The sequence below is a fragment of the Desulfobacter vibrioformis DSM 8776 genome, assembly GCF_000745975.1.
GTDB lineage: Bacteria > Desulfobacterota > Desulfobacteria > Desulfobacterales > Desulfobacteraceae > Desulfobacter > Desulfobacter vibrioformis.
The window spans coordinates 1-13,502 of the sequence record NZ_JQKJ01000008.1 but is presented as its reverse complement, the minus strand read 5'-3'; the positions used below and the strand labels follow the sequence as shown (position 1 = coordinate 13,502).

Annotated in this window: 7 protein-coding genes and 1 pseudogene; 2 read left to right on the top strand and 6 right to left on the bottom strand. The window is 40.8% G+C overall.

What is annotated here, in order from left to right; translation table 11 throughout:
* Positions 1–194 precede the first annotated feature (194 nt).
* The 4 genes from satP to Q366_RS05990 form a co-directional block, all read right to left on the bottom strand.
* The gene (gene satP, locus Q366_RS06005; RefSeq protein WP_035237294.1) at positions 195–758 is read right to left on the bottom strand and encodes an acetate uptake transporter; all 564 of its coding nucleotides are present in this window, start codon (positions 756–758) and stop codon (positions 195–197) included.
* Positions 759–1,406: 648 nt separating this feature from the next.
* The gene (locus tag Q366_RS06000) at positions 1,407–2,837 is read right to left on the bottom strand and encodes a sigma-54 interaction domain-containing protein (RefSeq protein WP_035237292.1); all 1,431 of its coding nucleotides are present in this window, start codon (positions 2,835–2,837) and stop codon (positions 1,407–1,409) included.
* Complete coding sequence (locus tag Q366_RS05995) at positions 2,830–3,075, bottom strand: hypothetical protein (RefSeq protein WP_035237290.1); 246 nt, start codon at positions 3,073–3,075, stop codon at positions 2,830–2,832. The genes Q366_RS06000 and Q366_RS05995 overlap by 8 nt, the downstream gene beginning before the upstream one ends.
* A 190-nt stretch (positions 3,076–3,265) precedes the next feature.
* Entirely contained in the window at positions 3,266–5,761 is a 2,496-nt protein-coding gene (locus tag Q366_RS05990; RefSeq protein WP_035237288.1) for a DUF294 nucleotidyltransferase-like domain-containing protein, read from the bottom strand.
* A 503-nt stretch (positions 5,762–6,264) separates the two neighbouring features.
* Here Q366_RS05990 and Q366_RS05985 point away from each other — a divergent pair.
* Both Q366_RS05985 and Q366_RS05980 read left to right on the top strand, forming a co-directional pair.
* The gene (locus Q366_RS05985; protein WP_035237285.1) at positions 6,265–7,719 is read left to right on the top strand and encodes a DUF3360 family protein; all 1,455 of its coding nucleotides are present in this window, start codon (positions 6,265–6,267) and stop codon (positions 7,717–7,719) included.
* Between the two features lie 146 nt (positions 7,720–7,865).
* Positions 7,866–10,448: a DUF294 nucleotidyltransferase-like domain-containing protein gene (locus tag Q366_RS05980; RefSeq protein ID WP_035237282.1), complete on the top strand. Its 2,583-nt coding sequence runs from the start codon at positions 7,866–7,868 to the stop codon at positions 10,446–10,448.
* A 13-nt stretch (positions 10,449–10,461) separates the two neighbouring features.
* Here Q366_RS05980 and Q366_RS05975 read toward each other — a convergent pair whose 3' ends face one another.
* Both Q366_RS05975 and Q366_RS05970 read right to left on the bottom strand, forming a co-directional pair.
* The gene (locus Q366_RS05975; protein WP_281175476.1) at positions 10,462–12,873 is read right to left on the bottom strand and encodes a DUF294 nucleotidyltransferase-like domain-containing protein; all 2,412 of its coding nucleotides are present in this window, start codon (positions 12,871–12,873) and stop codon (positions 10,462–10,464) included.
* A 362-nt stretch (positions 12,874–13,235) separates the two neighbouring features.
* A pseudogene (locus Q366_RS05970) lies at positions 13,236–13,502 on the bottom strand (IS4 family transposase); the annotation flags it as partial.

Below are 13,502 nucleotides of genomic sequence, written 5' to 3'. Positions count from 1 at the left end.
GTTTAGGTAAAATAAATGGGCCGATTCCCGAGGGGATTCAGAAGGAGGTTCCAGCGCGTATCTGCTTGGGTCTATTATTGCAGGAATTGTTGTGCCCTGGGACGGTCTCATTCTTATCGGGTTTCCATATAATATAGTATGCTTATTTTTTAAGAGCCCCCTTTTCAGTTGTCTGAACAAGGGGGCTTTTTCGGTTAAGGCAAGCCTACCGGAAGAATTGTTTTGCTGTATTGTTCGTTGAGGACTTCCGCCATGGCAAGATAAATTGCGCTCAGTCCGCAGATGATGCCTTCAAAACCGGCAATTATTCCGATAAGGTGTGAACCAGTCCAGTCTTTGATTGCAAGAAGAAAAAACAATACCGTCAGCGATGCAAAAACAAACTGAAGGCCTTTGTTCGATTTTAATGTCCCGAAAAACATGAACATTGTAAAGATTCCCCACATGAACAGATAGCAAGCCATGAATTTTGCGGGCGTCGGATCTGCCCAGCCGAGTTTGGGCAGCAGTATAAGCGCTACCAGAGTCAACCAGAAATGACCATAGGATATGAATGCCGTAACGCCAAAAGTATTCCCTTTTTTAAATTCAAGGATACCGGCGATAATCTGGGCCAATCCCCCGTAAAAAAGACCCATTGCCAGGATCATGGAACTAATTTCAAAAAAACCGGCATTATGAATATTCAAAAGCACAGTTGTCATTCCAAATCCCATTAATCCGAGAGGTCCCGGATTTGCCAACGTTTCGTCTCTCATCTTTTTCTCCTGTCTCAAATGATTAAAAAAAACTGTAAAAACACTCCTCTTAAAAACACTTTATTCTGCCAACCTGCCCGAAAGCTTCCACACTGATTCAGGAGGGGGGAGAGGCGCAATCCCTCAGGCGGTTAACAAACGATTTCAAAGCATCTGTAATTCTTTTTTAGTCTCTTTCATACAAAACCTCAGCAATTAAACAGGTCAAAAAATCAATTTCATTAAAATTAGCATATATTAACCTTAGCAATCATTGTGCCATCGACTCCTTGAAAGCGTTGTCGAGTAGGTTTATTGTCATGAATAATCAACCCAGATGCCCATTATCACTGTTAATAATCCGCATATTTTAGTTCTGCTAAAAAAGGGGGGTGGCAGGTGAGGCTTTAAACGGGAAAAAAATTGTTTTGGGCAGATTTGGCCCGAATAAAAACAAAGAAGCACGTAACGTATTGAAATATAAAAATAAAAATGAATGAGCGGTTTTGTCCCATTTTGGGACAGATAAAATCTATAAACCATTGTTTTGCAATAGAGTGTCCTGCGAAAGTCATCACTTCTTAACCGCACGTTGTTTGGGACGGCCTTTATGGGATATGAACAGGGTCGGCAAGCTTGATCTTGCCAGGGTATTAGGGAAGATGATTTTTATATAGCGCTTATGAGGCCGTGGGACATCATTTTTCGATAGAGCGTCCTGCGGGAAATACCCAGTTTTTCAGCGGCTTTTTCTCTGTGCCACCGGCAATGGTTAAGGGCAGAAAGAATAAGCTGTTTCTCAAACCGGGAAGCGGCATCTGTCAGCGGAAGTGCTGCAGCCGAATCGGAAACGGCAATGGGGCCTGATGGGGGTTGAGGCGGGATTACAGGGGGATCAATATCCGGGAGAGCCATAAAATCAAGGCTGTTAAAGGTAATGTACCTGCGAAGAACATTCTGAAGCTCCCTGACATTTCCGGGCCAGTGGTAATTGTACAGCGCTTTTATGTCTTTTCCGGGCAACGCATCAAAGTGAAGGGCTGATTCCATCTGGCTGAAAAAATAATCGGCAAGGAGGGCAAGGTCTTCCTTGCGTTCACGAAGGGGCGGGATATCTATAGGTATCACATATAAGCGGTAAAAAAAATCACTGCGGAGCCTGCCTTTTTTAACCTCCGCCCATAGATTTTGGTTGCTTGCGGCAACAATCCTGAAATCGGAATAAAGCACCTCATTGCTCCCGACCGGCGAATACCCGCCTCCTTCTATTGCCCGCAAAAGCTTGACCTGCATGTTTAAGGAAAGCTCTCCAACTTCATCAAGAAACAGCGTGCCGCCCTGTACATGGGAAAGAAAACCTTTTTTGTCATTATGGGCACCGGTAAAAGCGCCTTTTACATGACCAAAAAACTCATTTTCCAGAAGAGATTCAGAAATAGCACCACAATTGACAGGGAGAAACGGTGCGTTTTTTCTTTGGCTGATATCGTGTATCGCCTTTGCAACCAGCTCCTTTCCCACCCCCGATTCGCCGTGGATAACAACGCTGTCAGCACTGGCAGCCGCCCGTATAATTATGTCATAGACCTCCTGCATTTTTTGGCATTTGCCGATGATATTGCAGAACTTGAAACGCTCACCCATTGAGGACTGCAATAGTGAATACTGTTGCTGGAGCTGTTCGGATTCACGCTTCATGGCGTCTTCCTGAATTTTGCGAAGCGTAACATCCTGAAGCGTTGTGACTGCACCTGTAATGTTGCCTTTATCATCAAAAACCGGGGCCGCCAGAAAATATATATATCTTGGTTTTCCGTTAAAATTTTCAAAATAGTCTGTTGCTTCCCAGGCATTGGGCACAATGCTGGACTGGGCCGGATTTTTCGTGCCGTATATTTCAAGGAACTTTTCATAGTCCTGTTCAACGACAAGATCGGCCAGAACGGGCCGTTTCCTGGAATAAAAAATCTTCCACTGGTGGTCTGTGCCGATAATCTCTTCAGCGGAAACACCGGTGAGAAGTTCACAGGCTTTGTTCCAGACCTTTACCCTGTGGTCGAGCCCTATGGCAAACTGGGCAATCGGCGTATATTCAAGCACAAGGAACTCCGGCCCGGGTCTTGGGCTCTTCTAAAAATTCAAAGAATTCAGGAATAAGTTCATCATGAAAATTTTGAGGAATACATAAGAAGGCGTTTTCCAGGACCGTAACGGTCTGTGATCGGATGAGGCGCCCCCCTCTGTCAGGCGATCTGCTGCCCCCGGAAAGAAACTGTTGTTCAGGCGGCAAGGTATCCGGCAGGCAGGGGGTCATGACTGATGCTGACAAATTGTTCATATTTTCCTCCTTTATGCCGTTCAAACACGGGTTTACGGTTCAAGCACACGTTTGAGCCTGCCAATATTATCAAACGCCTTGCATATACAAATATCGACTGAAAAGACACCTGTCAACGGCTATCGTATCAGTATTTGCTTTAACTTTTCCATATTCCGTCAAATTTCCCGACGACTGGCCCTGCCCGTCCCTAAAGCTTTAATTGCAGTTCTTCCTGTAATTTTAGCACCTCTTTAATTATATTTTTAAGCGTTTCCTGCTCTATTGCAGTAAGATTAATTAACGAAATGGTGTTGGTTGGCCAGTCATTGTCAAGTATAAGGCTTACCTGCCACTTTATTCGCAGATGCATAAGAAAATTATACATTTTTTCAATCTCTTGGGCCTTACTTTCAGAAATTAAATCATATGCCATCAAATAATCTAACCGCAACATACTATTTGTTTGTTTTATAGAATAAAACAATGCCTTGGTTCTTAAATACCCGACAATTGGTAACAGGAACTTTTTAATATCGACTCGTTTTTTATCGAATACCAGCTTAGTTGCGGCGACTGTTTTAGCCAACTGGCTGAAGAATTCATTTTTACCTTCTAATTCTTCATATACAAAATCAGTCAGTTCTGATAATAGCTGCTTACTTCCAAAAACCAAACGCATGTCAAAGAAGAGAGAACCATCAAGAACATTTAACGTAACAGGGTTATTAATCCATTTTGAAAATATATGCTTCCATTCATCAATATGGTTGCACCACTCAGGGTTACCTGCCATCAGATCGCCCTCGCAACGCGCATAACCTATCTTATGCAGGTTTTCATTTATTATCACCGACAGGCTTAAAAAATATTTTTTATTATCATCAGACTGCTCTGCAAAAATTATAGCATTATCCTGGTCGGTTTTAAGTGTTTGTTCTCCCCGGCCTTCGCTTCCCATAGCTATAAATGCGAACTGGCAGGGCGGCTCTCCTACTTCGGCTATTGCCATTTCTATTACCCGTTTGTTTATGGCATCAGCTATTGAAGTAATTATGCGAGATACGCTGCTGATATTATCTGTACTGGTAAAAACTGCCTGTATCAGTACAGGCACCTTGTTGTAAATATTTCGTATATCGCTGATAACATCACAATTTTGTATTTCCTGTATTAGAAAGGTCAGCGAATTATTCTGCATTTCGAGACAATTCAGATAACTAATGTAACCATAAATTCTATTGTTATTATTGGTAACCATAAGATGCGAAATAGCATGCTCCTTAAATAAAAGAACAGCTTCGTACAGTAATGCCCCCTGGTTTATACTGATTACCGGCGATGTCATTAACCTGACTACCGGACTATCCATAGTAATTCCATTATTCATTAAACGACACCGGATATCTTTATCGGTTACAATTCCTACTGTTTCATCGCGGCTTCTTACACTTATAATTTCGCTGCGCATCTTATTCATTAGCTCAATAGCCTTACCTATCGGCATATTTATATCGCAATGAATATTTTCGTTAACCAGATTCTTAACCGGCTGGTTCATTAATTGCAGTGAAAGCTGAACATCCTCAGACAATTTCTGGGTATCAAGCCTGAGTCTATTTTTTTCAGTAATATTTTTTATAACAACTATATATGCTGTATTATCAGATATGTACGCTGTACTATCCGACTGTTCAACCTGTGTTACATAAGCTACGATATGTTGGTAACCGGCTTTATATTTCAAAAGCTCGGTTTCAAAAGCATATGTTTTATTGGGATTTTTAATTCCTGAAACCATTTCATCCCAGCTTAATTTAAATAGTTCTGAGAAATCGGCTCCAACCAGCGACCCGGTTTCATTATCGAGCAGGCTGATAAATTTACTGTTAGCAAATACAACCTTACGTTCAACGACCATTAAGGTGCCTTCGGTTGATGCAGCCACCAGGCTTTTATATCTCTGATTAGACAACCTTAATTCATTTACAGCATCTTTACGTTTTTCCTCAATGATTCTGGTTTGCTTTATTACATAAATAAGAATTACAATTATAATGCCAATAATAAGAATCGATATTCTTAATAACCGATTTCGCAACGCTTTTATTTCCAGCCTTACATCATCAAGATATATACCGGTACCAATTATCCAGTTCCACTCCTGATAAGCTTTTACATACGATAATTTCGGTACTTCGCGCGGGGCATCCTCTTTCCTTTTCCAATAATATTGAATGATCCCCTCGCCTTTTTCCTTGATTAAATTAGCGGCATCAGCAAATAACTTATTCCCATGTTTGTCTGAAAAATCAATTAGGTTCTTCCCGTTTAAGTCCGAACGATATGGATGATTAATCATTACAGGGTCGGTGGTCGTAATCCAGAAATAATTTTTATGATCATTTCCATACCTCATCCTGTCCACCTCCTCGGCAGCCAAAACTTTCGCTTGGTCCAATGTCATCCTGCCGGCTTTATATTCCTCATCATATTCGGATAAAACACTCCAGGCTGTATTCGTTAATTCATGAATCATTTCCTTTTTTCTTTCCATGACACTGCGCTCAAACATTGGGATAATAATTGCATAAAACGAAACAATAAACATGACTATACTTACTACCGCCAATACCGTTGATATGACTATACCCGATGTAAACTTTTCACCACTTTCTTCTTTTATATTGTTGTATATCAATGTCATTCGCTTAACCCCATCGCTGCAGAACTCATGAAGATTTCCGTTTCAAGGCATCAAATTTTATTTTACGAATTGGGTTGTGCCCCCGGCACATAGACCCACCAATGGCCACATTTTACAAGAACCGTTCCACCGACTATATTCCCCAATGTAACAATTCAAATGTTAAGGGTAAACATATTTTTCCAGTTAAAAATATCCAGACTCTCACCGAAGCCGGAGAGGCGTACTGTATCCTGATATTTTTTAATAAATATCCCTGTTGGAATAAAATACATAGTCATAATCCTGGTTGTTTATGATCCCTTAAAGTAAAAAAGTAAATTCTAATAAATAGTTCTTGCATTCATTAAGGGAAAAAGGTAGAGAGTTTCAATCTGGATATCGTTGAGGCAGTGGGCCATTTATCTAACCAAGTACTTTATTTATACCTAAGCACTCCGAAAGGTGTGCACGAAGATCCAACAAAAGATCAGTAGGGTAGCGAAGGAGAAGGAGATTACAAGATGGTAGCGCACAGTGAAAAGTCGTATGGCGAACAACGTAAGAAAGCAAGCGAGTTTAAGACTCGAGCTGAGTATCTTGACCATGAATTAACTATTATGAAATTTCGTCGCTGGCGGGTCAACCTGCCCTTCCGGGATTACGGCATCGAAATCGAGGATTTTGTACCAGCTATTGCCGCCACCATCGGAAAGGTTGTGATGGTAACCGCCATGGTAGCCGCCTTTGCGGACCAGTACGCTCTTACACCCGAATTCGTCGCAGAGAACGTCCGATTAGAGATGCTGATCGCAGGTGCTGTCTTTGTCCTGCTTTTTTCTGCCTTCCTTAATCCAAATTCAAACCTTGCGGGCACCCACGGCCCGATGATCCCCCTCATCCCGGTTGTCGCTGCGGCTGGCGGGCATCCGCTGGCTCTGGGTATCTTGATCGGCTTATTCGGCCTTATTCTCGCCATTACAAAGGGCGGTTCCAAGCTGATGAATCTGACCGGAATAGGAGTCCGGGGAGGGCTTCTGATTTATTTAGGTGCTGTTGGACTTATGGGACAGATCGGCAAACTTGGAAAATGGGCGGCAGGAGGTGGCGTCGGCGTGGTTTCCTTTGTGGTCATCGGCGTAACCGTGCTTGTCTATGCCTATCTGGCGCGTATTCAGAAGCGCTGGCTGGCCATCCCACTTTGTTCCGCCATCGCAGGTATCATCGCATTCACAATGGGCGCTGATTTCAGCTTTTCTACGCCGCCGGGACTTCCCCATTTTGATCCCATGTGGTGGTGGGGTACGAATACAGGATGGAAAATGGGACTTCCGAACATCGGCCATTTCATTGCCGTTATTCCGTTCGCCATTCTGGCCGTTGCGATGTGGTCGCCGGATTACCTTGGACATCGGGTATTCCAGGAACTTAACTACCCGAAAGGGGCTGAAAACGTTCTTATGGACGTGGACGATACCATGATGGTCGCATCTATTCGCCAGGCCATCGGTTCCTGCCTTGGCGGTGGCAATATAGCTTCGTCCTGGGGTACATACATGATTCCTGCAGCCATTGCCAAGCGTCCAATTCCCGGTGGTGCGATTCTCACCGGCATTTTCTGCGTGGTGGCCGGTATCCTCGGCTACCCCATGGACCTTGCCATGTGGGAACCTGTTCTGCGGGTGGCGCTTATTGTTGGCGTATTCCTGCCGCTCCTTGAAGCAGGGATGCAGATGGTCAGCAACCACAAGGATTCCCAGAGTGCCGGAACCTGTATCTTTGCCTGCGCCTTTGTAAATCCGGTGTTCGGCTGGGCCGCTGCCATGCTCCTGGACAACCTGGGGCTCATCGGCGATACTGAGCGGGCTAAGATGCTCACCTGGAATGAAAAACTTGTCATCCCAGGGATCATGTTTATCGTCTGTGTCGTTTCCCTAGGGCTGGTGGGTCAGCTTCCCGGGATACCTGGAATCTTCTAAAAACTTATTACTGCCGCACGGTCCGCGGCAGCCATTTAAAAAGCCCGTCGATGCTTGGCATCGGCGGGCTTTATATATTAAATCTTTGAAACGCTGTCATTTATGTGCTAACTTTTCTCCGTTAAAAACAGCTCAAGGATACTGCAATGAAACTTGAAGAACATGTAAAGCGAACCGAAGACCTTTTTGGTATACCAGGACAAGATATACACCAATGGCTTGATGGCTTTTTTGATACAAGCTCATTTGAAAGACTGCTTGCAGGGCAAAGCCCGGCTAACTATGACCCGTATTCACACCGAAAATTTCGTCATTGCATTGAAGGATTGGAAGAAGCTTATGAAAAGTTTGAGGGCAAGTATTCTCGTGAAGAAATCAAAAAGGTATTTGAAACACATGTAAAGGACGATTATAGGGGGTATCTTCCCAAAAGAGAAGACTTTGAAAACGGTACGTTTACAGAAAAATATCACGATGCCGCAGAAACTGAAGATAAAAAAATATTGAGTTTTGAAGAACTTTCCGATTATTTTCAAGGCGAATCCTACAATTATCAAAAGGAAAAAAGCGAGAAATTTTTTGATGGCTTCGGTAGTCGCATTGTGTTGCCGACTATATTGGCGATGATACTCTTTATCAGTTATATATTCTTTTACGTGGTTCCTTTCTTTGAAGATAACATGCTAAACCAGAAAAAGCTGATGGTAAAGGAGCTGACAGCAACAGCAGCAAGCGTAATTACACACTATCAAGTATTGGAAGAAAAGGGGGAGCTTACCCCTGAAGAGGCCAAACAGCGTACTATAGATGAAATAAAAACGATGCGCTATGGCAGCCAGGATAAAAATTACTTTTTTATCATTGATATGACCCCTAAAATGATCCTGCACCCCTATCGTCCTGAGCTGACAGGCATGGATTTGAGCAACTATACAGATGAAGAAAATAAAAGCGGAAAAAAACTGTTCGTTGAGTCCGTTCGAATTGTAGAATCCAGTGGAGAGGGATATTTAAGATATCATTGGCAATGGAAAGATAACCCAAACAAGACTGCTGAAAAGCTATCGTATGTAAAAGGAATTCCCCAAAGAGGCTGGATTGTTGGTACAGGTATATATATCAATGATATTGCAGAAGAAAAAGAGGCTTTGCAGCTGCATATTTTCCAAATCGTTGGCATTACGGTTGACGGACTATTTATGCTGTTAGCCTATTTTCTTTTACAAAGCAGACGCATTGAAAACGACCGTAAAAGGGCTGAAGCAGGTCTAAAAGAAGTTAAAGACCGCTATCGGGCGCTGGTCGAATCTTCACATGAGGGCTACCTTCTGACTGTAGACGGCAGAATCGTATATTCAAATTTCAGGTTACAACAAATGTTAGGATTTTCTGACACAGAGCTTCATCAAACCGATATCTGGGATATTATATTTCCTGATGTGGAAAATAACAGCAGGTTAAGAGAACACCTGAGCAATGTATTCAAAAACGAGTCTGATTCCGGAGAGTTTGAAGCTGTAGCTGCTGATTCTGTTGGAAATTCTATTGATGTTATTATTACAACATCTCGCATATTTCTATCTGAAAAACACGGGCATGTTATTTCTTTACGTCCTATTGTTCGCAAAAGCTATATTGGGGTTGGAACCGCCACAAGTCTTCCGACTGATTATACACCCATTCATGATTCTCTTATCAAAAAAATCAGGGAGAGTAATAGAATCGGACATGTTGTCCAAAATATGAATAAACTGCCGGCAATTATTCGAGAAATGATTGATATAGGCGCCAGGCCGAGAGCTTTGCGCATGGTGATTGGTACTACTTATGATGAAGTTATCGTTCGTTGTATTGAGCTGTCAATAAATGAAATCGGTCAGCCACCGGTTGCTTTTGCATTCCTTTCTCTTGGCAGCAATGCAAGGCATGAGATGACCATGTTCTCAGACCAGGATAATGCAATAATTTTTGAAGATACCACACAAACAGCTCTTGACAAGATAAGGGCATATTTCCTGAAGCTTGGAGACAAGGTTTGCAGCAAGCTCAATGCTTCCGGTTATCATTTCTGTCCGGCGGGCATTATGGCGTTACACCCCAAATGGTGTCTTTCCGAAAAAGAGTGGCATAAGAAATTGAAAAATATAATGAACACCCCAACGCCTGACGGGTTTCTTGAATTTAACGTATTCTTCGATTTGAAATGTACTTATGGCAATATTGATTTAGCAAACTCAATACATTCACAAATTCAATTGTTAATGCAACAATACCCTCTATTTATCAATCACTACGCGAAAAATGCGTTGATACATAAACCGCCCCTTAATGTTTTTGGACGGTTAAAAACTGAACGGCAGGATGGCGCAAGAACCTTGAATCTTAAAGAAGCACTGCGTCCGATTGAGATTTTCTCAAGAATTTATGCCTTAAAGCATGGAATTAATACTGCAAATACGATTAAAAGACTAAAGGACATTAGAGAAAAGGAAGAAATATCCGAAGAATTCCACAAAGAAACTGTCTATATATTTAATTATCTATGGCGGTTAAGGTTTTTCAATCAAATTTTTAAACATACCGGTTTGGACAAGGTGAATGATGATTTAGGCATCGAAGAACTCAATGATTTAGAGGTTGAACATCTAAAACAAGTTATTTCCAGGATCTCAATGCTTAGAAGAAAAATCAGTCTTGATTTTATCGAAACCGTTTCGGCAGAGAGATAAGGGAGTTCGGAAACTACCTTCCTTTAAATTCCAAATTCAGTTTTGTTTGCATTTCAGAAATTAATGAAAATGTTTTCTTTAAAGTTGATTTTTCAATTTCAGTTAAATTTTTAATATTGACAGTATTATCAGGTTTTCTGAATTCGTTTAATGCATTGGTTTGGGTATGAAAACGTAATCCCATTAAAAAATTGTATGCTTGTTTTAATTCCTCATACATGGGTTTTTGAATCACGTTTTGATTTAATAATTGTTCAACTCGTTGTAAGGTATTGGTTTCAGAAATTTTTCGTTGCAGGGAGAAAACCTTAATAAACGTAATAACCGGAACAAGTATTTTTTTAATATCGAATGTTTCGTTATCACCACCGGCAATATTTCCAAAAATGTTTAACGGGGACCTGTACTGAATAACAGTTTGGGCAAGGTGGTAAACAAAAACGGCTTTTTTATCAATAAGCAGGTTTATATGTTTTCTTAGTTCGTCTGTGAAAAAATTATCGCCATAAATACACCTGAAATCGAAAAAAACGGCAGTGTCTATTATGTTTTGAGGTTGGGGGGTGTTAATCCAGCTTGTAAATTGCTTTTTCCAATCCGATAAGCTTAACGTGTATTTTGGATTTTTGGCCATTATTTCACCTGTACATAACTCATATCCAACATGGGCCAGGTGATTATTGATAGTTTCTGCAAATGTCAGGAAGTAGTTTTTAATTTTTTGGACATTATTTTCCCCGACATCTTCAAAAATAATGGCATTGTCCTGGTCGGTGGCAATGGTTTGTTCTTTTCTTCCTTCGCTGCCCAATGCAACAAAAGCAAACTGGCATGGAGGTTCTCCGTGGTCTTCCAAAGCAAAAGTTATTATACGATTTGTCATTGCATCGGATACTGATGTAATAATATGGGTAATCAATGCGGTTTTATTACCACTTTCCAATAACGCATTAACAAGAACCGGTATCTTGTCATAGATCTTTTTAAGTTCATTAACAGTTTCGGCATATTCAATTTCCCTGAGGATATAGCTTAATGAATTATGCTGGATTTCAAGTATATCTTCATGGCTAAGGACTCCGATAATTTCATTTTTATCGTTTTTTACAGCCAGGTGGCTGATGTTCTGTTTCCTCAATTTCAAAACAACTTCGTAAAGTAAGGCAGTATTTGAAATGCAAATAATTGGGGAGGTCATCACGTCCACAAGGGGAGACTTCCCATCTTTGTTTTTTGCCAAAACTCTTTTACGCAGGTCGCTGTCATTGACAACCCCAAGCATTTTATCATCATCGGCAATAAAAATGAGATTCATCTTTTTCCGGTCCATTAATGAAGCGGCTTCAGCTACTGTTGTTTGCAGATTGGTTTTTACAATCGGCTTTACAAATTGAGAAATTGGCTGATTCATTAATATCAGGGAGCTTTGAAGTTCGGTGCTTAAATTCTGGACGATTTTTTCTGTTTGTTTTTTTCGTGATATATCTTTTGTGACCACAACATATGCTTCCTGTTCTTCAAAGAAAATTCTTGTTACCGAGATCACAATATCATGAAATACAGTTTCACCGTGTTTTACCTGGGTTTCAATGGAAATGGATTTGTTGGTTTTTTCGCAAGACAATAAAACTTCTTCCCAGCTAATGCTGAAAATATCCTCAAATTTAGACGCAACAAGTTCTGTATGTGTTTTTCCGGATAGCTGTTCAAACATTTGATTGGAAAAAATGATCCTGCTGTCTTTGATCATAATGGTTCCTTCGGATGACGCTTCTACCAGTGTTTTGTATTTTTGCCTTGATTGTAAAAGGTCATCTTCAGCCTCTTTTCGTCTGGCTTCAATTTTAAGGCTTTGCCGGATTATAAAAGAAAGGATAAGTATAATTATTGCTGATATTAATAATGAAATTCTTGTTAACCTTCCTTTTAAAGCACCTATTTCAGCTTTTACATCATCCAGATAAATACCGGTTCCTATGATCCATCCCCAGTTTTTAAATCCTTTTACGTATGATAACTTTGGAACAATTTGAGTGGAATCGTCTTTCCATTGCCACATGTAGTTGATAAACCCTTCGTCCATTGTTTTTACAACTTTGATTGCTTCAATAAACAATCTAACCCCTTGGGGATCTTTATAGTCCTCCAGCATTAAATTGTTCATTTCGGGACGATAGGGGTGCATGATCATCACTGGTTTCATGTCGGTGATCCAGAAATAATCTTTTCCCTCGGCACCATATCGCATTTTCCCAATTTTTTTTGACGCAAGGCGTTGTGCTTCCTCAAGGGTAATTAAAGACGCCTTATATTCATCGTCATATTCTTTTAATAAACTCCATGCCGTGTTGGTCAGTTCCCTGATCATTTCCTTTTTATTGTTCATCATGTTTTTTTCGAATGATGGTATCAGAATCACATACATCGAAGTGATGAAAAGCAAAATGGTAAGTATGGACGGGACGATAATAGAAAAAAAGAATTTTAGTATGACTTTGTTTGACATGACGTATTTATTATTTAGTTAAAGGTTAAAATCCCGCAATGTTATTGCAGACATTTTAGTTTCCATATATTTAGAACTATTGTATTTTACATACTATAAAGGTTTATTTAAAGAAAGGACAGAAATTTCCTTTTTTTCAGCAAGACACCAATGCCATTTAAAACACAGAACCGGCAGAAAGTTTTAATCTGAACCCAGCAGACTATGACAGCAGATACAAGAAGGGACAAAAATGGTCCCCACTTCTATTTTTCAATAACTCAACTTTCGGAGGAGTAAATTTACACCCCCAATAATTCCTCAGGACCACTTGAAAAGCCGAAATACTTGAGGGCTTGACCCATCACCTGATCAAGCATCTCTTGTACCATACGCTCGTTAAAATCAAATAGTCGCCGAATATTTACCAAAGCTAAACGCATGATCCGCTCCAAAGAAACCATAAAAGATAGATTGTTCATCTCATCATTACAAGCCCTGAAGAGTTCCCCGAATGACCGTTGATCCACACATTGCCGCTGATAAAGGCTGAGCATGTTATATCTGGC

What these genes read in the sequence shown, in the direction of transcription:
- satP (WP_035237294.1), bottom strand. Translation starts at nt 758, where the DNA reads ATGAGAGACGAAACGTTGGCAAATCCGGGACCTCTCGGATTAATGGGA.
- Q366_RS05995 (WP_035237290.1), bottom strand. Translation starts at nt 3,075, where the DNA reads ATGAACAATTTGTCAGCATCAGTCATGACCCCCTGCCTGCCGGATACC.
- Q366_RS05985 (WP_035237285.1), top strand. Translation starts at nt 6,265, where the DNA reads ATGGTAGCGCACAGTGAAAAGTCGTATGGCGAACAACGTAAGAAAGCA.
- Q366_RS05980 (WP_035237282.1), top strand. Translation starts at nt 7,866, where the DNA reads ATGAAACTTGAAGAACATGTAAAGCGAACCGAAGACCTTTTTGGTATA.
- Q366_RS05990 (WP_035237288.1), bottom strand. Translation starts at nt 5,761, where the DNA reads ATGACATTGATATACAACAATATAAAAGAAGAAAGTGGTGAAAAGTTT.
- Q366_RS05975 (WP_281175476.1), bottom strand. Translation starts at nt 12,873, where the DNA reads ATGTATGTGATTCTGATACCATCATTCGAAAAAAACATGATGAACAAT.